This window comes from Pseudomonas sp. C2.3V, from assembly GCF_058536325.1.
Map to the genome: position 1 here is coordinate 1770072 of NZ_JBZUBN010000001.1, position 21165 is coordinate 1791236.

20 protein-coding genes are annotated in these 21165 nt (G+C 56.0%); 9 read left to right on the top strand and 11 right to left on the bottom strand.

Annotated elements, in window-relative coordinates:
* Position 1 precedes the first annotated feature (1 nt).
* The 7 genes from xylB to AC4LF3_RS08340 all read right to left on the bottom strand — a co-directional run bounded on the left by xylB (position 2) and on the right by AC4LF3_RS08340 (position 8612).
* A complete protein-coding gene (xylB, locus tag AC4LF3_RS08310; protein ID WP_491835077.1) occupies positions 2 to 1507 on the bottom strand; it encodes a xylulokinase in 1506 nt (501 codons plus the stop codon).
* 63 nt (positions 1508 to 1570) lie between these two features.
* A complete protein-coding gene (locus AC4LF3_RS08315; protein ID WP_239380554.1) occupies positions 1571 to 3052 on the bottom strand; it encodes a mannitol dehydrogenase family protein in 1482 nt (493 codons plus the stop codon).
* Between the two features lie 48 nt (positions 3053 to 3100).
* Entirely contained in the window at positions 3101 to 4198 is a 1098-nt protein-coding gene (locus AC4LF3_RS08320) for an ABC transporter ATP-binding protein (RefSeq protein ID WP_404627639.1), read from the bottom strand.
* A 17-nt stretch (positions 4199 to 4215) separates the two neighbouring features.
* Positions 4216 to 5049: a carbohydrate ABC transporter permease gene (locus AC4LF3_RS08325; protein ID WP_491835078.1), complete on the bottom strand. Its 834-nt coding sequence runs from the start codon at positions 5047 to 5049 to the stop codon at positions 4216 to 4218.
* 10 nt (positions 5050 to 5059) lie between these two features.
* On the bottom strand, positions 5060 to 5995 hold the full coding sequence (locus tag AC4LF3_RS08330; RefSeq protein WP_434153575.1) for a carbohydrate ABC transporter permease: 936 nt from the start codon (positions 5993 to 5995) through the stop codon (positions 5060 to 5062).
* A 116-nt stretch (positions 5996 to 6111) separates the two neighbouring features.
* Positions 6112 to 7419, bottom strand: a complete 1308-nt coding sequence (locus AC4LF3_RS08335) for an ABC transporter substrate-binding protein (RefSeq protein WP_491835079.1) — start codon at positions 7417 to 7419, stop codon at positions 6112 to 6114.
* Between the two features lie 290 nt (positions 7420 to 7709).
* Entirely contained in the window at positions 7710 to 8612 is a 903-nt protein-coding gene (locus tag AC4LF3_RS08340; protein WP_491835080.1) for an AraC family transcriptional regulator, read from the bottom strand.
* 211 nt (positions 8613 to 8823) lie between these two features.
* On the opposite strand from AC4LF3_RS08340, the gene AC4LF3_RS08345 reads away from it, so the two are divergent.
* Positions 8824 to 10113 (top strand): mechanosensitive ion channel family protein, encoded by a 1290-nt coding sequence (locus tag AC4LF3_RS08345; RefSeq protein ID WP_491835081.1) that lies wholly within the window; start codon positions 8824 to 8826, stop codon positions 10111 to 10113.
* 220 nt (positions 10114 to 10333) lie between these two features.
* Here the strand turns inward: AC4LF3_RS08345 and AC4LF3_RS08350 are convergent, their stop codons facing one another.
* Positions 10334 to 10513 (bottom strand): hypothetical protein, encoded by a 180-nt coding sequence (locus AC4LF3_RS08350; RefSeq protein WP_010797995.1) that lies wholly within the window; start codon positions 10511 to 10513, stop codon positions 10334 to 10336.
* Positions 10514 to 10614: 101 nt separating this feature from the next.
* A complete protein-coding gene (locus AC4LF3_RS08355; RefSeq protein ID WP_312270892.1) occupies positions 10615 to 11733 on the bottom strand; it encodes a GNAT family N-acetyltransferase/peptidase C39 family protein in 1119 nt (372 codons plus the stop codon).
* 197 nt (positions 11734 to 11930) lie between these two features.
* On the opposite strand from AC4LF3_RS08355, the gene AC4LF3_RS08360 reads away from it, so the two are divergent.
* Entirely contained in the window at positions 11931 to 13424 is a 1494-nt protein-coding gene (locus AC4LF3_RS08360) for a RimK family ATP-grasp domain-containing protein (RefSeq protein ID WP_010797997.1), read from the top strand.
* A 156-nt stretch (positions 13425 to 13580) separates the two neighbouring features.
* Here AC4LF3_RS08360 and AC4LF3_RS08365 read toward each other — a convergent pair whose 3' ends face one another.
* Both AC4LF3_RS08365 and AC4LF3_RS08370 read right to left on the bottom strand, forming a co-directional pair.
* Positions 13581 to 14387 carry a hypothetical protein gene (locus AC4LF3_RS08365; RefSeq protein ID WP_125887954.1) on the bottom strand — a complete coding sequence of 269 codons (807 nt, stop codon included), beginning with the start codon at positions 14385 to 14387 and terminating at the stop codon, positions 13581 to 13583.
* Between the two features lie 57 nt (positions 14388 to 14444).
* On the bottom strand, positions 14445 to 15410 hold the full coding sequence (locus tag AC4LF3_RS08370) for an alpha/beta hydrolase (protein ID WP_491836264.1): 966 nt from the start codon (positions 15408 to 15410) through the stop codon (positions 14445 to 14447).
* Positions 15411 to 15585: 175 nt separating this feature from the next.
* Between AC4LF3_RS08370 and aroC the strand changes: the two genes are divergently transcribed.
* The 7 genes from aroC to speE all read left to right on the top strand — a co-directional run bounded on the left by aroC (position 15586) and on the right by speE (position 21063).
* Entirely contained in the window at positions 15586 to 16677 is a 1092-nt protein-coding gene (gene aroC, locus AC4LF3_RS08375; protein WP_019365091.1) for a chorismate synthase, read from the top strand.
* 126 nt (positions 16678 to 16803) lie between these two features.
* Positions 16804 to 17985, top strand: coding sequence for an MFS transporter (locus tag AC4LF3_RS08380; RefSeq protein WP_491836265.1), 1182 nt, complete (start codon positions 16804 to 16806; stop codon positions 17983 to 17985).
* Positions 17945 to 18562 (top strand): methylthioribulose 1-phosphate dehydratase, encoded by a 618-nt coding sequence (locus tag AC4LF3_RS08385; RefSeq protein ID WP_286788692.1) that lies wholly within the window; start codon positions 17945 to 17947, stop codon positions 18560 to 18562. The genes AC4LF3_RS08380 and AC4LF3_RS08385 overlap by 41 nt, the downstream gene beginning before the upstream one ends.
* A complete protein-coding gene (locus AC4LF3_RS08390; RefSeq protein WP_074825355.1) occupies positions 18559 to 19110 on the top strand; it encodes a 1,2-dihydroxy-3-keto-5-methylthiopentene dioxygenase in 552 nt (183 codons plus the stop codon). Before AC4LF3_RS08385 ends, AC4LF3_RS08390 begins: the two co-directional genes overlap by 4 nt.
* On the top strand, positions 19107 to 19790 hold the full coding sequence (mtnC, locus tag AC4LF3_RS08395) for an acireductone synthase (protein WP_491835082.1): 684 nt from the start codon (positions 19107 to 19109) through the stop codon (positions 19788 to 19790). The genes AC4LF3_RS08390 and mtnC overlap by 4 nt, the downstream gene beginning before the upstream one ends.
* Positions 19791 to 19884: 94 nt before the next feature.
* Positions 19885 to 20100, top strand: coding sequence for a PLD nuclease N-terminal domain-containing protein (locus AC4LF3_RS08400; protein WP_010798005.1), 216 nt, complete (start codon positions 19885 to 19887; stop codon positions 20098 to 20100).
* A 102-nt stretch (positions 20101 to 20202) separates the two neighbouring features.
* Positions 20203 to 21063 (top strand): polyamine aminopropyltransferase, encoded by an 861-nt coding sequence (gene speE, locus AC4LF3_RS08405; protein WP_019365086.1) that lies wholly within the window; start codon positions 20203 to 20205, stop codon positions 21061 to 21063.
* Positions 21064 to 21165 lie beyond the last annotated feature (102 nt).

Below are 21165 nucleotides of genomic sequence, written 5' to 3' on the forward strand. Positions count from 1 at the left end.
ACTAATGGATGCCGAGTGCTTCGCCATGCAAGGCATGGAGCTGGTGCCGATAACGCTGGTAGACAGCTTCATAGGCACGCGCGCGGTCGGGATCAGGAGAGACGTGCGATGCTTCGTCCAGCTGCACGCAGCGTTTGCTCAGCGATTCAAGGGTGTCTGCCGAGTCATGCTGAGAAGACCAGCACCATGCTGCCTGTATGGCACCGCCAAGGGCCGCCGCTTCGGTGTGAAGGGTGCTGATGACCGGCGTATCCATGATATCTGCCACCAGCTGCCGCCAGACAGGGCTTTTGGCTCCTCCGCCAATCAGGCGAACAGTCTGGCTGTGCATGCCGGTGTCGCGCAGCAAGTCCAGCCCATAGCGCAGGCCAAAGGTTACGCCTTCGATCATCGCACGGCACAGGTTGGCACGGGTAAGGTTGGAGGCGGTCAGGCCCAGCAGGCTCGCCGTAGCAGTAGGCAGGGAAGGGACGCGCTCGCCGTTCAGGAAAGGTAGAACCGTAATACCCTCAGCCCCAATGGGTGCCTGTTCGACAAGGCGGTTGAAGGTGTGCAGGTCGATGTCTAAAAGCTCGCGCAGCGCGCCGCTTGCGTTTGTCAGGTTCATGGTGCAGATCAGCGGCAGCCAGCCGCCAGTCGAAGAGCAAAACGTTGCGACAGATGCATGCGGGCTGACGCGGGGGCTAGCAGAGTAGGCGTATACCGTTCCGGAAGTGCCCAGGCTCATGGTAATAAGGCCTTCCTGACTGTTTCCGGTACCGATTGCTCCCATCATGTTATCCCCACCGCCACTGGACACGATGGCGTGCTCATTCAGACCCAGCCGCTTGGCAACCGGTGGAAGCAGCGTGCCGACAGGCTGATGGGCCTCGATGAGTTCAGGCAGAGTCTTCATCAAGCGTCCAGTCGGATCAAGGTGCAGAAGCAGGTCGTTATCCCACTGCCGGGACCGCACATCGAAGTAGCCTGTCCCTGACGCATCGCCAAACTCGGTACAGCAACGGCCTGTGAGCCAGTAATTCAGGTAGTCATGGGGAAGCAGAATATGAGCGATGCGGGCGAAAAGGTCGGGAAAGTGTTTTTGTGTCCATCGAAGCTTGGATACGGTATAGCCCGGCGCAATGGCTATACCAAGACGCTCCAGCGAACCGGCAGGCCCGCCTAGGTAATCGAGCAGCTCCTCGTTCTCTAGTGTTGACTCGGTGTCGCACCACAGCTTGGCAGGGCGGAGCACTTGGCCTTCATTGTCAAGTAATACCAGCCCATGTTGTTGGCCTGATATTCCGATACCCCGGAGAGCGTTTCCTGGCAGGCCAGCATGAGCGAGTGCTTGCTGTGTAGCCGTTTCAAATGCCTGGATCCACTGTTCAGGCAACTGCTCACGACGGCCGTTGGGCCCGCTGATCATGTCGTGGGCTGCGGAGCCTTCCCCCAGGATCTGGCCCGTAGCTGAGTCGAGAATGACGGCCTTGGTGCCTTGTGTACCGCAATCAATACCAAGAAACATGTGTAGTCTCGCTGTTGTTCGTTCTGAAAGGCTCCAGACGCGGTTGTCTATAGAGCCTATGGATCACCTGTCTGACTTCAGAAGATTTTCCAGAGTTTTCTCTACGCCTAAGGTTTTCAGGCTGGCGAGGTTACGTTCGAAGGAGGCAATAAAGGCGGCGGATTTTGGGATAGAGGTTCCAAAGATTTCCTCAACACCCAGCAGCTGCTCGGTTAGGCGCTGATCGTTTCTGACCAGGGATTGGCAGAAGTCGGCGCGGGGATCAGGAATACGGTAGGTTTCGCCGCGCTCGTCTACGCCTTTGAGATAAAGCGCCCAGGCGGCCACGACGAGGGAGGCGCGATCCAGGTTCTGCTTGTCGGCAATCAGACGATTGATAGTGGGAATGGTGAACTTGGGAAACTTGGACGATCCATCCGAGCAGACGCGCTCCAGCTGATCGGCAATCGCCTGGTTGGAAAAGCGCTCGATCAGCTTGTCCTTGTAGGCTTCCAGATCAATACCGGGAACAGGGGCGAGCTGCGGGGTAACATCCTTGTTCATGTAATCACGAATGTACTGAACGAATAGTGGGTCATTCATGGTCTCGTGAACAAAACGATATCCCTTGAGAAAACCCAGGTAGGTAAGGGCAAGATGGCTGCCATTGAGCAGCTTGATTTTCATCTCCTCATAGGGCGTAACGTCGTCAGTGAACTGAACACCTACCTTTTCCCAAGCCGGTCGGCCATTGACGAATTTGTCTTCCAGTACCCATTGCATGAAGGGCTCACACGCAACCGGCCAGGCATCTTCGATGCCGTAGCTGTCTTTTAGCTTTTGCTTGTGCGCGGTGCTGGTCATAGGGGTGATACGGTCGACCATCGCGTTAGGAAAGGAGACGTTTTTGGCGATCCAGTCCGCCAGCTCCTTGTCTACCAGTTTGGTAAAGGACAGTAGCATTCGCCGGGTGACGTCGCCATTATGAGGAATGTTGTCGCAGGACATGATTGTGAAAGGGGGTATGCCTTCGCAACGGCGTTTGCACAAGGCCGCCAGCAGAAATCCGAAAACCGTTTTAGGATCCTCCGGGTGGGCGATGTCATGCTGGACCAGCGGAAGTTCATCGTTGAACTCGCCGGTGCTATCGTCCATGCAGTAGCCGCCCTCGGTGATGGTCAGCGAAACGATGCGAATATGGTGATGGGCCAGTTTATTAATCAGTGCCTGGGCACTGTCTTCTGCCAGCAGCATCTCGCTGATTGCCCCCACAACACGGACTTCAAGATCTGGCGTGTCGCCCAGCTCGAAAAGCGTATAGAGATAGTCCTGCTCGGCTAGAGTGTCGCGCATGGCGCGGTCTTCACTGCGCAATCCCACCCCACAGATGGACCAGTCCAGCGCCTCGCCCTGATTGAGAAGGGCTTCGGTATAGATGGCCTGATGGGCTCGATGAAAGCCACCAACGCCGATGTGAGCAATACCATGCCGGGTCTGACATGGTACGTAGCTTGGCGTGCGGATCGGGTCTGTCAGCTGTGCAAGATTCTGGCGATTGAGTTTCATGCAGGTGTCTCCAAGTGTGGCCCTGTTGAGCCACGCGAATTCAGTTGATCAGGCGGCTTGTTGAAGGGCACGGCTTACGGCCTGCCCATGCTCATCGAAGAGATGACAGTGGCTCACATCAACGGCCAGCTTGAGCCGCTCGCCATAGGCACCCGAAAAGTCTCCCGGTACGCGTACGGTGAGGGGTTCGCCAGACGGCGTGGTCATGTGACAGTACGTATCGCTGCCCAGGCGCTCGGTTACGTCCGTGACCACGGGCAGCTGACCTTGAGGGTCTATGACGAGATGCTCAGGACGAATACCTAGGGTGACTTCGTGGCCGACTGCCAATGCTCTGCCGTCACGTGGCAGACGCAGCCGAGGTCCGCTGGCTAGCTCGATTTCCGTCACCTGAGCGCTGGTATGGATGACCTTGGCTTTCAGGAAGCCCATCTTGGGTGTGCCCAGAAAACCTGCGACGAAGAGATTGGCAGGGTGATGGTAGAGGTCCAGCGGCGAGCCGACCTGTTCGATACGGCCGCCGTTGAGCACTACCACTTTGGTTGCCAGTGTCATGGCTTCGACCTGATCGTGGGTGACATAGATCATGGTCGCCTTGAGTTCCTGGTGGAGTCTGGCTAGTTCCAGGCGCATCTGGACACGCAAGGCTGCGTCTAGGTTGGACAGGGGCTCGTCGAAGAGAAAGACCTTTGGATTGCGTACGATGGCGCGGCCAATGGCGACACGCTGGCGTTGGCCGCCGGAGAGCTGACGGGGCTTGCGTTCAAGCAAATGACCTAATTCGAGGATACGTGCCGCCTCGTCAACTTTCTTCTCTATTTCGCTTTTGGCAATTCCCGCCAGATCCAGCGCGAACGACATGTTCTTGCGCACCGTCATATGGGGATAAAGCGCGTAGGTCTGGAACACCATGGCCAGATCCCGTTTGGCGGGGCTGACTTCGGTAATATCACGGCCGTCCAGCTCGATGGTGCCGCTGGTGACATCTTCAAGGCCGGCAATCAGGCGCAGCAGCGTGGACTTGCCGCAACCGGAAGGACCGACAAACACCACGAATTCACGGTCGTTGATATCCAGGTCGACACCCTTGATGATCTCGATGGAGTCAAAGCCTTTACGCAGGTTACGAATATTTAACGTAGCCATGGAAAATCCTCTTGTTCTTATTTGACGGCGCCGAAGGACAGGCCGCGTACGAGTTGCTTCTGACTGATCCAGCCGAAAATCAGGATAGGTGCGCAGGCCAGTGTCGAGACGGCAGACAGCTTGGCCCAGAACAAGCCTTCCGGACTTGAATAGGACGCGATCAGGGCAGTCAGTGGCGCGGCGTTGGATGAGGTGAGGTTGAGTGACCAGAACGCTTCGTTCCAGCACAGGATCAGCGACAGCAGGACCGTCGACGCCAGGCCCCCTTTGCTGATGGGCAGAAGAACCCTGACGATTTCCTGAAAGGTGGTGGCGCCATCCAGGCGAGCAGCTTCCAGGATGTCCTTCGGAATATCCTTGAAGTAGGTGTAGACCATCCAGACCATGATGGGCAGGTTGATCAGCGTGTAGATGATGATCAGCGAAAGCTTGGTATCGAGCAGGCCCAGGCTCTTAGTCATCAGGTAGATCGGCATGAGAACGCCTACGGCCGGTAACATCTTGGTCGAAAGCATCCAGAGCAATGTCTGCTTGGTCAGGCGCGTCTCATGGAAGGCCATGGAGTACGCCGCTGGAACCGCCAGCAGTAAGCCCAGCACTGTAGAGCCAAAGGAGATGGCGACGGAGTTCCAGGCAAAATGAAAGTAATCGCTGCGCTCCTGAATGTGCAGATAATTCTCCAGCGTGGGCATAAAGATGAACTGCGGAGGGGTTGCAAAGGCATCGATTTCAGTCTTGAAGCTGGTGAGGATCATCCAGAAGATTGGAAAGAACAGCACCAGCGCAATGATCCAGGCCAGCGTGCCGAGAACGGCACTGTGCAGGCGACGAGATTGCTTGAGCGTCATCATGGTCGCATCCTCACTGTTGGGTCAGGTTCTTGCCAAGCATCCGAACCAGGATGATGGCGGCAATGTTGGCGATCACGACAGCGATCAATCCGCCTGCCGAGGCCATGCCTACATCGAATTGCAGAAGTGCCTGGTTATAGATCAGATACGCAAGGTTGGTAGACGCGAAGCCAGGGCCGCCACTGGTGGTGGTAAAGATCTCAGCGAAGACCGAAAGTAGAAAGATCGTTTCGATCATCACCACGACGGCAATGGGACGCGCCAGATGGGGCAGGGTGAGGTGCCAAAAAATGGCAAGCGGGCCGGCGCCGTCCAGCCGTGCTGCTTCTTTCTGCTCCTGATCAAGCGACTGCATGGCGGTCATCAGGATAAGAATGGCGAAGGGCAGCCATTGCCAGGACACGATCAAGATGATCGACAGCAATGGGTAATTTGCCAGCCAGTCGATTGGCTGTGCGCCAAAAAACTTCCAGACGGCGGCGAGAATGCCTGAAACCGGATGGAAGATGAGGTTCTTCCAGATCAGTGCGCTGACGGTAGGCATGATGAAGAAGGGGGAAATCAGAAAGACCCGTACAATCCCACGCCCCCAGAACTCGGTGGCTTCCAGAAGCGCTGAAATCAGTACGCCCAGGACCACACTGATCAACAAGACACTCCCCACTAGTAGCAGGGTGTTGGTCATGCCCGGCATGAAGCCGGTGTCGGTGATGAAGTATTCGAAATTCTCCAGACCGACGAAGTCATTCTCACCGGGGTAGAGCAGGTTATAGCGAATTAGCGAAAAGTAGATGGTCATGCCCAGTGGCACGATCATCCAGAGCAGAAGCAGCAGGACCGACGGGCTGACCAGAAACCAGCCGGGGCTGGTCCGGCGCTTGCGAACGGTGTGCTCACGAGCTCGTGCCTGGGTAGAGACGGGGCTTTTCAACGTGGTTGTACTCATGACAGTCGCTCCGAACCGTTGCAGCGAGAGGTCTACAGGGCGGCCATCCAGAAAGCTGTCAGGCCAGGCTTGTCCTGAAGCGGCGTAGCCATTACGGCCACGCCGAACCGGTTAAGCTATTTGGGATAACCCGCGCGTTTCATTTCGCGAGAGGTCGACTGCTGGGCAGCCTGCAACGCCTGTTGCACGGGCATCTGTCCGGTCAGTGCCGCCGAGAACAACTTGCCCACCGAGGTGCCGATAGCCTGGAACTCAGGAATGGTTACGTACTGAATACCCACATAAGGAACAGGCTTGGCAGCGGGATGCGCCGGGTCGGCCTTTTCCAGCATGGACAGGGATACCTTGGCGAAGGGTGCGGCCTGCATATAGGCCTCGCTGTATGTAGACTTGCGCGTACCTGGCGGGACGTTGGCAATACCTTCCTTGTCAGCTACCAAGGTGGCGTATTGCTTGGACGTCGCCCATGTTACAAAGGACTGTGCAGCTTCCTTGTTTTTGGAGCTGGAAGGAATCGCCAGGGACCAAGCATAAAGCCAAGACGAACCTTTATCGGTTACCTGCGTTGGGGAGGCGGCAAAGCCCACCTGGTCAGCCACCTTGCTTTGCGATTTGTCGGTCGTAAAAGACCCGGCCACGCTGGCATCCACCCATAGGGCGCACTTGCCGCTGTTGAACAGCGCCAGGTTTTCGTTGAAGCCGTTGCTGGACGCACCGGGAGGGCCGTACTTCTTCATCGTATCGACATAAAAGTTGGCGGCCTTGGTCCATTCCGGGCCAGTGAATTCCGGCTGCCACTTTTCATCGAACCAACGTGCACCGAACGCATTGGCCATGGTGCCGATCAGCGCCATGTTTTCACCCCAGCCAGCTTTGCCACGCAGGCAAATGCCATACTGATCCTTGTCGGGATGGTGAAGTTTGGCGGCAAATTCACCGACCTGTTCCCAGGTTGGCTGCTCGGGCATGGTCAGCCCGGCGTCCTTGAAGAGGTCCTTACGGTAGTAGGTAATTGAGCTTTCCGCATAGAACGGCAAGGCATACAGCGTGCCCTTGACGGACAAACCTTCCCGTACCGAAGGAAACAGATCGTTCACATCATAGTCGGCTGGCAGGTCTTTCATGGGTTCCAGCCAGCCTTTGGCGCCCCAGAGACCGGTTTCGTACATGCCAATGGTCAGCACATCGAATTGACCGCCCTGCGTGGCAATGTCAGTCGTCAGGCGTTGGCGAAGTACGTTTTCTTCAAGGACTACCCAATTGAGTTTGATATCCGGATGCTGCTCTTCAAAGGTTTTGGAGAGCCGTTGCATCCGAATCATATCGCTGTTGTTAACGGTAGCGATGGTGACCGTGGCGGCCTGAGCATAGGTGACGGCAAAAATTCCGGCTGTAGCGAAAAGCGCTTTCAATAGCATGTTCATGTCGCACTCCCTTCTGCGCCGTAGCGACAGAAGCTCTTATTGTTGTTTTAACCCCCAGACTGCGAAACAGGAGGAGCGTGTTCGATTGATTACACCTCTTAAGTTAAGCGGTAGACAAATGCGAAAACACACTCAGACTGATACTTTTTTGCACTTGTTAGCGAGTGATCTTTGCGTGTGAAATAGCAACAGAACGCTCTGCAGTAGGGCTTGGCGCGTTTTTGGTGTTGAGCCTGCGTGACAGAAATTGCAAGGTATTGGCAGGCAATGAGCAGCCGCCTGGACCCGGTTTATACGTTCTGCTCGGTCAAGCGTTTTACCGTGAGGCGCCGATAATGCGTAGGCGTCATGCCTTTCATTTGTTGGAAGCGGCGATTGAAATTGGAAATGTTATTGAAGCCTGACTCGAAACAGACGTCTGTCACGGCCTTTTCGCTTTGCGATAACAGCTCGCAGGATTTGCTGATACGCAGGCTGTTCACGAATTCAATAAAGCACCGGCCGGTAGCCTTGCGAAAGAAGCGGGAAAAATAGGTAGGCGTCATGCCCAGGTGCTCTGCTGCTTCTTCAAGCATAAGCTCACTGGTGTAGCGTTCGAAGATGAAGTTAAGCGCCTTGTTGGTACGGTCCAGCGTATGTTCGTCGTCTTCCGAACGAATCGGCGCGCCGCTCAGCAGGTGATAATCCTCACAGGTCGCCAGCAGTTCCATCAATACGAAAAAGTGACCCAGACGGCTGGCACCCCGCGTCTCGGCAATACGCTGCAGAAGATCTGCCGATTCGTTGATGGTGCGCGAACAGTGGAACTGAATGCCGAAACGGGCGCGCTCAAGCAGCGGGTTCAGTGCATTGAGTTCAGGAAAAACTGTCGCCGCGTTTTCAAGCGTCTCATCGGTAAAGTTAACCAGCATGTCGCGCTTGTCGACGACCTCACCTTCCGCTACTTGGCTGATCCAGTTATGGGGCAGGTTAGGACCGGTCAAGAACAGGCTGTAAGGATAAAAGCTGCCGATATAGTCGCCAATGAAGGCTGTGCCCGAGCTGGCTATGATCAGATGCAGCTCGTATTCCTTGTGAAAATGCCAGCGAACCAGAGGGCAGGGGAAACCGTGCTCGCGGTAGATCACCGAATGGCCGCTAAGATCGTCCATCAGTTCATACGACGGATCGCGTTTGCGCAAAGGTCGAGTCATGGCCGGGTCCGTGGTGTTGTGGTTATACGGAAAAGGCCACCGCAGCATAGTCTGCTTCCCCTGAAATGTCTTTAGCGGCTCAACGATACGGCCATGCTGGGTCAGGTAACGCCGGTTTGTCGCCGGTCATACAGAAGCCGGTTGCATTTTGCTACCGTAACGCCTCCCCGCCGTCCGGATCAGGATGGTGCGACTCTAAAAAGCAAAGATTATGACTACTTATTTAGATGCCTCGTTAAACTGGCTCAGGAACTATCCCGAGCTCTACACGCTGTTCTGCCTGACCTTGCTGCTGCTGGCTGCCTGGTTATGTAACTGGATTGTGAAGCGTATTCTTGTGAAGGGTGTTTACCGGCTATTAAGCAGTGCTTCGCTGGGTCTTAAAAGCGAGGTCACCAATACCCCGATGATCGCGCGCCTGGCTAATGTGGTGCCGGCTCTGATCTTGTCGACGGGTATCGTCGCGGTACCCGGACTGCCGGAGGCGTTGGTCACAGTAGTTGGGAACGTGTGTAGCGCGTTCATTATCCTTACTATCGTGTTGGCGATCAGTAATCTGCTCGATATTGTCAATGCGGTTTATCAGCGCCGTCCCGATGCGCGATTCCGGCCGATCAAGGGGTACATCCAGGTCCTCAAGATCGGCATATTCTGCCTGGCATCCATTCTGATCATCGCCACGCTGATTGATCGCTCGCCATTGATTCTCCTGTCCGGACTGGGCGCGATGGCTGCTGTGCTGCTATTGATCTTCCAGGATACGCTCCTGTCACTGGTGGCCAGCGTACAGATCTCATCCGGGGACATCGTGCGCATCGGTGACTGGATAGAGATGCCCCAGCTCAACGCCAGTGGGGATGTCATCGATATCGCTTTGCACACGGTCAAAGTGCAGAACTTCGACAAGACGATCACCACGATTCCCACCAAACGCTTTATCTCCGATGCGTTCAAGAACTACCGCAGTATGCAGGAATCCGGCGGTCGCCGCATCAAGCGCAGCCTTTTCCTAGATCAGCAGAGCGTGCATTTCATCGATGGTGATGAGTATCGACATCTGCATCGTTTCAGCTTGCTGGCGGACTACCTGGACAACAAGCAGAAGGAGCTGAAGGAGTGGAATGATAAACTGGCTGAGCGCGGTCAGGAGCCTGTCAACACGCGTCGTATTACCAACCTGGGTACATTTCGGGTGTATGTAGAGCGTTACCTGCGTAGCCATCCCGGCCTTCGGCAGGACATGACCCTACTGGTTCGCCAGCTCGATCCTACCTCCAGCGGTTTACCCCTGGAGGTGTACTGCTTTACCAATACGGTGATCTGGGCGCAGTACGAAAATATCCAGAGCGATATTTTCGATCATTTGCTGGCGATCCTGCCGGAATTCGGGCTTCGTATCTATCAACAACCCAGCGGGGCGGACATGCGCGCCTTTCTGACGTCGGATCATCCGATCAACGCGGTAACTTCGCTGGATGACAAGCATCTGACCATACGATAGGCCGGGACGCTTTTTACCTTTGACGGTGCAACCTGGGTAATACTAGTTGGCGAAGAGCGTTTCGTGCAGCATGTATCCGGCAGCGTACCGCCAGCAGCATACAAAACGGTGGAAATTACCCGAAAAGGGTGTCGAGTGTGCTGACTCATTTGCCAGAACTCGTCTGACAGGCGTCCTAGCCGCTTTTGGGCAGCTTGCCATGCTATGTCAGAGGGGCCGGTTACTTGAGAACGCAGGACGCACTGATGGAGGGATTCATTTTTATCAGCTGGGTCCGCGCATCCATGCAGGTTTTCTGAGAATTGAACTCCTGCATGGCGACCATGGGCGAGCTGCCTTTATCGGTATGAGGATTGGTTGTATTCAGAAGGGTCACCACAAGAAGAACCCAAGTGCTCATAGGAGCTCCGTTTTAGAAACAGCGTCAGTGTTGTTACCAAGCGTCTTTTTCTACCTTAAAATTGAAGCCGGCTTATGGCGCTGAAGCGGTACGCTACTGCCTTACGCTGCCGGCTTTTTCACTGGGGCTGGAGGATACAGGATCACCGCAGCCCGCAGCTTGCTCTTGCCGAAGCGGCTGAGTTTGTCGAACTCGGCATGACTGACCGGAATGTGTTGGCAGTCCAGCTCCCGACGATGCTGGCTATGGTCTACGTCTGGGTCGTGGAAGTAAATGAAGTCTTCGTCGCAACCGGTTACAGCGATCCAGTGAGGGCCTTTGGTCTGGATAAGGCGAAAGCTGCTGATCAACACCAATGGCAGACCACCGTCGGCAATGATTTGCGGGATATCCAGCTTTGTTCGAATCAGGCGTTCAATATCAGTCTGTTTGAGTTCCCGGCTGAAGTCCTCATGCACCAGCCGCATCACGTCACGTTTTTCTTCGCTGCGTACGCCTTCCAGGAAAAGAGGGCCGCGGGTGTTAACCTGTAACTTCACACGAAAGCCGCGGCGTCGGGCGGCCAGGGCCAAGCCGTGTGGCCCGCAGCCACCGTGGCCGGCGGTCATGTAAATGGTGGTAGCCTCACGCCAGAGACGTAACTCTTCCCAACGCTCCAGCGGGCGTCCAGGCTCCAGCGCGCCCATGGCCATCAGAAGCGAGGCCGGGCCGCAGGTGAAATCCGTGGTCTGTCTATAGAAGGGTACCTTGCGTAGCCGGCCTTCACCGGGCTGACGGATACGTTTCTCGAAGCGCAGTGCCTGACTGTGATCTTCGTAATAGTCATCGACGGTTGCAAAGGGGAGATAGCCATTGCGTTCATACAGGGCAATGGCTGCAGTATTGTCCGGGCGCACCTCCAGACGCATGTACGCACAGTCCCGCTCAATGGCACAGGCTTCCGCAGCCTCGAGTAGGCGCTGCCCAAGCTTGTGCCCTCGAGCTGCCGGGTCGATGGCAATGGAATACAGCCGCGCCAGGGAGGTATTTTGGTGAAACAGAACCAAGGCGTACCCCAGGATATTTCTAGCCTCTTCCACCAGCGTGAGAGAGGCATTGGCTCGAGTCAGCATCCATTGGAAATTGCGCCGCGAAAGGCGGTCGTATTCAAAGCACCGTTTCTCCAGCTCAACCAGTGCGTTGAGGTCCTCGTGAACAGCAGGGCGTAGCGTGAAATTCATTTGTGTGAATCCCTAGCCAGGTCAAGCGCCTCAAAGACAGTCGCTCGGTCCTCAGCAGTGCGGTTAAGCCGCGGTTAATGGAGGCTGTGTTACGTAGTTTTCGTCTGTCCATCAATTGGTACAGACCGAACCTGAGTCGTTTGACAGGAACGTTGGTAATAGGCTCCCAAGGCGATTATCTGCACCGAGGAGGTGTTGTGAGCAAGCTGTATATCATCGTCGAGCGCAAGGAGGATTGGTCATCCTATTATCCGAGCGAAGACGTTATCACTGCCCAGGAATACCTTGAGCAGTCAAATGAGCAAGATAACGGCAAGCGTGTGCAGGTCATCAACCTGTGCCGTAACCAGAAGTACCTGGGGCACGGGTATTACTGCTCATTACTGGCAGAGGCCCGGGGTCACAAGGTAATTCCCTCCGTTCGCACGATCAGTGAGCTCTCCCGTAAATCCATCTATAACCTGGCGCTGGAAGATCTCGACAGGTTACTGAGCAAGGCCTTGAAGGGCCATCCCTACGCCAGTGCTGATGGGTTCACGTTGACCCTGTACTTTGGGCGAACCGATATCGAAGCCTTGCAGGATCTGGCCCGCCAGCTGTTTGAAGCTTTCCCCAGTCCACTGCTGCTCGTGGATTTTCGCCGCAATCGTGAGGGCTGGCATATTGGGGGCGTCAAGCTGGGAGCCATACACAAGCTGCACGAAGCTCAGGAAGACCTTTTTGCCAATGCCTTGGATGGTTTTAGTCGACAGGTCTGGCTCAAGCCGCGCGTACGCGAAAAATATCGCTTCGAAATGGCTATCCTGCATGACCCGAAAGAAGCGTTTCCGCCTTCTGATGCCAAGGCTCTGAAAAGCTTTGTCCGGATTGGCAAGCGCCTGGGAATTGATGTCGAGTTGATCGAGAAAAAGGATTACTCACGCCTTTCGGAATTCGATGCGCTGTTTATCCGTGAGACAACTGCCATCGATCATCACACGTATCGTTTCGCCAAAAAAGCGGAAAGCGAGGGGTTGGTGGTAATGGATGATCCCCGCTCGATCCTGCGATGCACCAATAAAGTCTATCTGGCGGATTTGCTTAAAGCACACAAGCTGGACATGCCCAAGACGGAAATTCTGTACAAGGACAATGCCGCCCAGTTGGCAACGGTAGGGGAGCGGCTGGGCTTTCCGCTGGTGCTAAAGATTCCGGATGGTTCGTTCTCGCGTGGCGTTATGAAGGTCTCCAATCAGGAGGAGTTGAACAAGGCGAGCGCCGAGTTGTTCGAGCGCTCCGTGCTGCTCCTGGCCCAGGAGTTCTTTTATACCGACTATGACTGGCGCATAGGGGTGCTCAACCAAGAGCCTATCTTTGCCTGTCAGTACTTCATGTCGAAAGGGCATTGGCAGATCTACGATCACAGCGCCGGTGCGGTCGAGAGCAGTGGTGACTTTCGCACCGTACCCATTCAGGAGGCGCCTCATGAAGTGGTCGAGCTGGCGGTTCGTACTGCCAACCTTATCGGCGACGGCCTGTACGGAGTTGACCTCAAGCAGGCGGGCGAGCGAATGGCGGTCATCGAGGTCAACGACAATCCCAATATCGACTCAGGGATCGAGGATGCCGTCCTGAAGGATGATCTGTATGCGTTGGTTCTGGAGGAGTTCATCCGCCGGTTGGAGTTGCAGCGCAACGGTCAGCGTTGGTGATCACTGATGTTCTTAAAAACATTTGGACGCTAAAGTGTCCCGCAGAGCGGTTGGAGCCCTAGAGGGAGGGTTCTCAATCCCAAGTAAGCACGTGCCAAAAGAGTGCCGATAAAGCATCGGCTTCAGGCGTAGCTGTAACGCCTGAAGCCTTTTGACTCAATGAAACACCATCCAGATCAGCAGCCCGGCCTCGAAGAGGCAGAACGCCGTTAGGCATGCCATGGTGAACTTCAGGCCCGCATCGTCACGACGGTAGGCGGCAATCTGCTCCTGCAGCTTGAACAGGCTGAGGTCACGCTCATGCAGGTTCTTGTCCGCCTGTTCCAGCATGCTGCCTACATCCAGCAGGGAAAGCACCTGCACCTTATCCATGTTCCATTCGCTTTTAAGCTCGCTGGCCTTGGGCGCGCTACAGATGGCCTTGAGGGTTTGCCCCTCAAGATAGGTAAGGGTAAAACCCTGAGCTTCCAGTGCATGGTCGCGGCGCTTGCGCATCTCCTCGACAAATCCATCACGGGCTGGCAGATCAAGGTTGGCCACCTTGTAGTGGCCCCACTTGGTCTTGGCCCATGCAATGCCCTGAGCCAACAGAAAGCGGCCCAGGCCACGATTGGATGGCTCGACTTGCAACAGTCCGCCTTCAAGTCCGCCGGGTTCGGCGGTGAAGCGGATCTCCTTGTTCTCGTGATCAGCCCAGATATTCAGGAAGTTTTGATCACGGTGAACGCGCTGTCCGGGCAGCTGAATGCTCAACGATAAAACGCTCAGATCGTCTCCATGCCGTTCGGTCTTGCCAAACTGCACAAAGCGCAGCGGGCGAGGCCCGGTAATACGATCCGTGGGCAACGGTGTCAGACGCAGCAGATAAAAATGTTCCGGTCCGAGCTCGGCCCAGGGATGCGTCTGCTTCTCAGGGGCGGTTTCCTCGGCGGTAGTGGGTTCTTCAATATCGGTTTCAGTCATGGCCGCGATCCTTTTCTACCTCCGCATGGGGTAATTCAAATCGCTATATCGGCCAAATCAGCGTGGACTAGAGACTTTTTCCTGAATGAAGGCGGTCATTCGCTCCACCAATTCGCCCGCTAATGGAAGATCCGGGTTGTTGTAGGTGGAAAGCTGAGCTTCGACATTGGCTGGCGTGATTCTGAGCATATGGTTCATGCCGGGAATCAGTGCCAGCTCGGCCTCAGGCCTTGCCCGTTTGAGCGCCTCGGCATCCTTGATGTCTACCTGAATGTCATGCTTGCCCTGGATGATCAATGCCGGAGCCTTGACCTGAGCGAAGGCCTGGGCGGGATTCTCCCGGAAGAGGGTGATCAGGTAAGGCTGAACGCTAGGGCGAAACAGCACCATCAGGGGATCCGGTACCTGAAGCTGCATCTGGCCTTTATCCAGCTGATCCATGATCCATTGTGCGCTGGCCAGCAGCGGAGGGGACAGCTTGGTTGCCAATTGCTCGCGTAATACGTCATCGATCGGGCGGCCACTTCCCGACAAGGTAATCAGGGCATCGGCACCTGCATCGTTGGCAGCGAGGCTGGCCATGAGGGCGCCTTCGCTATGGCCGATCAGGATCAGTTTTGTAAAACGCGGGTCTGAGTGGAGCTTTTTCGACCACGCGACGATATCTGCAACATAGCGTGGGACGCTCAAGTCTTCTTCTCGTGGCGCAGCAGGCGTACTTTGTGCAACGCCACGCTTGTCATAGCGAACGCTGGCAATACCGTTCTCAGCCAGGGCCTCGGCCAGGCGTTTCAAGGCAAAGTTACGCGCCATGGGGTTATTGCCGTCACGGTCTGTAGGCCCGGAACCTGCAATGATAAGAGCTACCGGCTGTGGCTTGTGACTTTCCGGCATGACCAGGCTGCCATACAGCGTTCCGTTGGCTGTTTCAAGATTGATGGGGTGATACAGGATCGGCCCCCTGGCCGCGAATGCGGGTAGCGTCAGAAGGCAACACAGCAGAACAAGCAGACGGGACATCACAACACTCATGACCATAAACAAAGGGCACCGGACGGTTCCGGTAACCTATAATTGGACGCAGCGTAACGGCTAGGGTTCTAAAGATGAACTCGGGAAAGCCAGAAGGTATACTCGTTCGCTTTCTGTGCCGGCGCTGGATAGGCTCCGGTCCATCGATTCTGCGGAGCTTTGCGACATGTCCGGCAATACCTTTGGCACATTGTTCACTGTTACCACGGCTGGCGAGAGCCATGGGCCCGGGCTGGTCGCGATTGTAGACGGATGCCCACCGGGGCTGCCGTTGGCGTTGGCTGACCTTCAACATGATCTGGACCGTCGCAAGCCGGGCACCAGTCGGCATACTACCCAGCGCCAGGAGCCGGATGAGGTCGAGATCTTGTCTGGCGTGTTCGAAGGCGTCACCACGGGTACGCCTATCGCTTTGCTGATTCGCAACACCGACCAGAAGTCAAAGGACTACTCTGCCATCAAGGACCTGTTCCGCCCAGCTCACGCGGACTATACCTATCACCATAAATACGGGTTGCGTGACTACCGTGGCGGTGGCCGCAGCTCTGCTCGTGAAACATCCATGCGGGTTGCGGCTGGCGCCATTGCCAAGAAGTTTCTGGCGACCAAGGGCATCCGTGTCCGGGGCTACATGAGCCAGCTCGGTCCTATCGAAATTCCGTTCAAGACCTGGGATAGTGTGGAGGAGAATGCGTTCTTCTGTCCTGATCCAGACAAGGTGCCGGAGCTGGAAGCGTACATGGATCAGCTGCGTCGCGATCAGGACTCGGTAGGTGCCCGGGTCACGGTCGTGGCCGACGGCGTTCCGCCGGGCCTGGGTGAGCCGATTTTCGATCGCCTGGATGCCGAGCTGGCTTATGCACTCATGAGCGTCAACGCCGTGAAAGGCGTTGAGATTGGTGCCGGATTTGCCAGTGTGGCGCAGCGGGGCACCGAGCACCGTGATGAGCTGACCCCCGAAGGTTTTCTCAGCAACAACGCCGGCGGTGTACTGGGAGGCATTTCCTCCGGGCAGCCGATCGTAGCGCATCTGGCGCTCAAGCCTACCTCAAGCATTACCACGTCTGGCCGCTCCATCGATGTGAATGGCCAGCCCGTTGATGTGATAACCAAGGGCCGCCACGATCCTTGCGTTGGTATTCGGGCCACCCCGATTGCCGAGGCGATGATGGCGCTCGTCCTGATGGATCACTACCTGCGACATCGTGCCCAGAATGCGGATGTACACGTAGGAACGCCTGTCCTGGGTCAGCTCTGATTGCGGGCTTATCAGTCTATAGACAGGTTCAACTGCAGCTGCCCGTGGAGGGCAGCTGCATGAATAGGCACGCCGCTGATCAGCTGTACCGGCCTACTCGGGCACTGCATGAATACACGTGAGTCAATGCCGATTCCTTATTGGCGTCTGTCCAGCTTCTATTTCTTCTACTTCGCCTTGCTGGGCGCAACGGCGCCGTTTCTGTCGCTCTATTTTCATCATTTGGGGTTTTCCAGCGAGCATATCGGTCAACTGGTCGCTATTCCCATGCTGATGCGCTGCCTGGCGCCCAATCTCTGGGGGTGGCTGGGCGACCGTACCGGTAAGCGGTTGACCATTGTTCGTTTCGGCGCCTGCTGCACGCTCATCTGCTTTGCGGGAATCTACCTCAGTCATAGCTACGCCTGGCTCGCCCTGGTCATGGCGGCCCATGCGTTCTTCTGGCACGCGGTGCTGCCACAGTTTGAAGCCATTACCCTGGCACACCTGCGTGAACAGGCTTCGCTGTATAGCCGCGTTCGCCTCTGGGGATCCGTCGGGTTTATTGCAGCAGTGGTAGGGCTGGGCAAGCTGTTCGAGCATTTCAGTCTTGATCTGTACCCAGCCGGCTTGCTGGTCATCATGGCCGGTATTGTCATAGGCAGTATCTGGGTTCCGTCGCCTCTTGCGGTAAAACTGGAAAACAGCGGAAGCGAAGGCGGACTCATGGGTTGTCTGCGTCAACCGGGCGTCATGGCTTTTTATTTAGGGGCCTGCCTCATGCAGCTCTCCCATGGGCCTTATTACACCTTTCTAACGATACACCTGGAAAACCTGGGTTATGCTCGCGGCACGATCGGTCTCTTGTGGGCAGTAGGGGTTGTGGCGGAGGTGCTGATCTTTTTGGTCATGCCTCGTTTGTTGACCCTGTTCAGCCTGAAACAGGTACTTGCGGCCAGCTTTCTGCTTGCAGCGCTGCGCTGGCTGCTGTTGGGGCATCTTGCCGATCACCTTGGGGTTCTGCTCTTTGCCCAGGTCATTCACGCGGCTACATTTGGTTGTTTTCATGCGTCGGCGATCCATTTCATCCAGCGCCGTTTCGGAAACAGACATCAAGGGCAGGGGCAGGCACTGTATGCTGCACTGTCGGGAACCGGAGGCGCCTTGGGGGCGTTTTACTCTGGTTATAGCTGGCAGGTGTTGGGTCCTGCCTGGACATTCGGCTTCGCCAGCCTGGCAGCGCTGGTGGGGGCATGCATGATCATTACGCGTTTGGAAGATCGACATCATGATGAATCATCGGGAGCTGCTGGCGCAGCAAATCATTGAGGCGGGTCAGTTTCTCTACAGTCGGGGATGGTCTCCAGCAACCAGTAGCAATTACTCTGCCCGGCTGTCCGAGACCCGCGCGTTGCTTACAGTCTCAGGCAAGCACAAGGGACAGTTGGGCCTGGATGATGTGCTCGTAACGGATTTGGAAGGTAACAGCCTGGAGCCCGGCAAGAAGCCGTCGGCCGAAACGCTGCTGCATACCCAGCTGTATCGATGGAAGCCGGAAATTGGCGCGGTGCTGCATACGCATTCGGTTAATGCCACGGTTCTGTCCCGGATGGTTGCCGACGAGGCGCTGGTGCTGCATGACTATGAGCTGCAGAAGGCCTTCAGCGGTATCACGACCCACGAGGGCAGGGTACTGGTACCGATCTTTGAAAACGATCAGGACATCGCCCAGCTTGCCACGCATGTTCAGACATGGCTCGACACGCATCCAGACTGCGTGGGGTATTTGATTCGTGGTCATGGTCTCTATACTTGGGGGGCTCGTATGAGCGATGCCTTGCGCCAGATCGAGGCGTTCGAGTTTCTTTTCGAATGTGAACTTAAAATATTGAGTATCCGGACATGAGCCGCCTGACTGTCTACCATGAGTCCCATCCCGAGCAGCCCAACAAGGTCCTGACCCAGGGTGATCATATCGCGGCAACGCTGGCCGAAGTAGGCGTTCGATTCGAACGCTGGCAGGCCACGGCGCCTGTAGCGCCGGGGGCGAGCCAGGAAGAAGTGATTGCTGCCTATCGTCCCGAGATCGATCGTCTTATCCAGGAACGCGGCTATCAGACCGTGGATGTGATCAGCATGAAGGCTGATCATCCTCAGAAAGCCGAGCTGCGCGCCAAGTTTCTAGACGAGCATCGTCATGCAGAGGATGAGGTCCGCTTTTTCGTAGCCGGGCGTGGCCTCTTTACCTTGCATATCGGCGAATATATCTATGCCGTACTGTGCGAGAAGAATGACCTGATTTCAGTACCCGCCGGTACACCGCACTGGTTCGATATGAGCGAAGAGCCTAACTTCGTTGCGATCCGGCTGTTCAATAATCCTGAGGGATGGATCGCCCAGTTCACCGGGGAAGACATTGCTTCCCGTTTTCCACGCCTGGAGGCAGATGCATGACCATTCGCGCTATCCTGACCGATATCGAGGGCACGACCAGCGCGGTCAGCTTTGTCTTTGATGTCCTGTTTCCTTTTGCAGCCAAGCATCTGCCGGACTATGTGCGTGAGCATGCTCAGGAGGTGGCAGTGGCAGAGCAGCTGGATGCGGTGCGCGCCGAGGCCGGGGAGTTGACTGCCGATACCGAGCGCGTCATCGAGATTCTGCTGGGCTGGATCGCTGAGGATCGCAAGGCTACACCGCTCAAGGCCTTGCAGGGCATGATCTGGGCACAGGGCTACAAGACCGGCGAGCTGAAAGGGCACGTCTATCCGGATGCCGTCGAAGCCCTTCGGCGCTGGCATGCGCTGGGGATTGCGCTTTACGTCTATTCTTCCGGCTCTGTGCAGGCGCAAAAGCTCATCTTCGGTTGTTCCGAGGCTGGAGACCTGACGCCGCTGTTTTCCGGCTACTTCGATACGATGACCGGAGGCAAGCGTGAAGCCGCTTCCTATAGCCGTATCGCCAGCGCAACCACGCATCAGGCAGATGAAATTCTCTTCTTATCGGATGTTGTCGAGGAGCTGGATGCTGCCCGGTCTGCCGGTATGAAAACCTGTGGCCTGGTTCGCGAGGGCGGCGAGCTGGCCGGTCACCCTTGCGTGAAAAGCTTTGCTGAAATCGACCCTCTGACGCTCTGACAAAAGGGGTATCAGCGACATTCGGTCGTTTAAGGCGAACTACCGCCTCGGGTGCGCAGTCCCAATTTTACCGGAACTGAATTGGAGAGCACCCATGATTAACTCAACTATAGGCGGTGTCATCGGTTTCATCGTCTTCTTGCTGGATATCTGGGCTATCGTCAGCGTGATTCGCAGCGACAGCACCAGTAACAAGAAGATCTTCTGGACACTGCTTATTATCATTCTGCCAGTCGTGGGGCTGATTGCCTGGGGGCTTGCGGGTCCTCGCGGAAGTACGTCCGTATCGGCGCCAACGCATAAAGGGTAGTAGAACGCGTCTGGAGACCGTCACGTATTGCCCTTACAATGCCCGCCTTTTCTAGGGCGGGCGTTTTCCGTTCCGCCCATCCGAGGAACGGGAGACCTCTCAATGAAAGATTATCTAGAAACCCTATATGACGGCTATGGCCAACGCTTTCGCATGGACGAGCTGCTCCATGAGGTTCGTACCGAGCACCAGCAACTCGTTATTTTCAAGAATGCCCGCATGGGACGCGTCATGGCGCTGGACGGCGTAATCCAGACGACCGAAGCCGATGAGTTCATTTACCACGAGATGCTTACCCATGTGCCGTTGTTTGCCCATGGTCAGGCCAAGCGTGTCCTGATCATCGGTGGCGGTGACGGCGGTATCCTGCGGGAAGTGGCCAAGCACAAGAGTGTCGAGCACATCACCATGGTGGAAATCGATGCGGCCGTGGTCGACATGTGCAAAACCTATCTGCCCAATCACTCCAATGGCGCATTTGACGATTCGCGTCTCAACCTTGTCATCGATGACGGTATGCGCTTCGTGGCAAATACCACTGACCGTTTCGATGTGATCATTTCCGACTCGACCGATCCCATCGGCCCGGGTGAAGTACTGTTCTCGGAAAACTTTTATCAGGCCTGCCATCGCTGCCTGAATGAAGGTGGAATCCTGGTCACGCAGAACGGCACGCCCTTCATGCAGCTTGACGAAGTGAAGACCACAGCAAGCCGGGTCAACGGGCTCTTTGCTGACTGGCATTTCTATCAGGCTGCCGTACCGACCTACATTGGCGGCGCGATGACCTTTGCCTGGGGCAGCCGAGACGCTGGCAAACGTTTCGTGCCGGTAGATACCCTACGCGAACGGTTCGCAGTCTCCGGCATTGTTACGCGCTATTACAATGCCGACATCCATATTGGTGCCTTTGCGCTGCCTCAATATGTACTAGGCGCCATTGGCAAGACTTCCAACGCCTGATACTTTCGGAAGGTGCCCTGTGATCATTTGCAGGGCACGCACCACTCGTCGCTATCCAAGGAACCGGTGCCGCCTCAAAGCTCTCTTTTAGTTGTGTGCAAT

What these genes read in the sequence shown, in the direction of transcription:
- mtnC (WP_491835082.1), top strand. Translation starts at nt 19,107, where the DNA reads ATGACCATTCGCGCTATCCTGACCGATATCGAGGGCACGACCAGCGCG.
- AC4LF3_RS08325 (WP_491835078.1), bottom strand. Translation starts at nt 5,049, where the DNA reads ATGATGACGCTCAAGCAATCTCGTCGCCTGCACAGTGCCGTTCTCGGC.
- AC4LF3_RS08340 (WP_491835080.1), bottom strand. Translation starts at nt 8,612, where the DNA reads ATGACTCGACCTTTGCGCAAACGCGATCCGTCGTATGAACTGATGGAC.
- speE (WP_019365086.1), top strand. Translation starts at nt 20,203, where the DNA reads ATGAAAGATTATCTAGAAACCCTATATGACGGCTATGGCCAACGCTTT.
- AC4LF3_RS08335 (WP_491835079.1), bottom strand. Translation starts at nt 7,419, where the DNA reads ATGAACATGCTATTGAAAGCGCTTTTCGCTACAGCCGGAATTTTTGCC.
- AC4LF3_RS08315 (WP_239380554.1), bottom strand. Translation starts at nt 3,052, where the DNA reads ATGAAACTCAATCGCCAGAATCTTGCACAGCTGACAGACCCGATCCGC.
- AC4LF3_RS08385 (WP_286788692.1), top strand. Translation starts at nt 17,945, where the DNA reads ATGATGAATCATCGGGAGCTGCTGGCGCAGCAAATCATTGAGGCGGGT.
- AC4LF3_RS08355 (WP_312270892.1), bottom strand. Translation starts at nt 11,733, where the DNA reads ATGAATTTCACGCTACGCCCTGCTGTTCACGAGGACCTCAACGCACTG.
- AC4LF3_RS08330 (WP_434153575.1), bottom strand. Translation starts at nt 5,995, where the DNA reads ATGAGTACAACCACGTTGAAAAGCCCCGTCTCTACCCAGGCACGAGCT.
- AC4LF3_RS08365 (WP_125887954.1), bottom strand. Translation starts at nt 14,387, where the DNA reads ATGACTGAAACCGATATTGAAGAACCCACTACCGCCGAGGAAACCGCC.
- aroC (WP_019365091.1), top strand. Translation starts at nt 15,586, where the DNA reads ATGTCCGGCAATACCTTTGGCACATTGTTCACTGTTACCACGGCTGGC.
- AC4LF3_RS08320 (WP_404627639.1), bottom strand. Translation starts at nt 4,198, where the DNA reads ATGGCTACGTTAAATATTCGTAACCTGCGTAAAGGCTTTGACTCCATC.
- xylB (WP_491835077.1), bottom strand. Translation starts at nt 1,507, where the DNA reads ATGTTTCTTGGTATTGATTGCGGTACACAAGGCACCAAGGCCGTCATT.
- AC4LF3_RS08390 (WP_074825355.1), top strand. Translation starts at nt 18,559, where the DNA reads ATGAGCCGCCTGACTGTCTACCATGAGTCCCATCCCGAGCAGCCCAAC.
- AC4LF3_RS08345 (WP_491835081.1), top strand. Translation starts at nt 8,824, where the DNA reads ATGACTACTTATTTAGATGCCTCGTTAAACTGGCTCAGGAACTATCCC.
- AC4LF3_RS08350 (WP_010797995.1), bottom strand. Translation starts at nt 10,513, where the DNA reads ATGAGCACTTGGGTTCTTCTTGTGGTGACCCTTCTGAATACAACCAAT.
- AC4LF3_RS08380 (WP_491836265.1), top strand. Translation starts at nt 16,804, where the DNA reads ATGCCGATTCCTTATTGGCGTCTGTCCAGCTTCTATTTCTTCTACTTC.
- AC4LF3_RS08400 (WP_010798005.1), top strand. Translation starts at nt 19,885, where the DNA reads ATGATTAACTCAACTATAGGCGGTGTCATCGGTTTCATCGTCTTCTTG.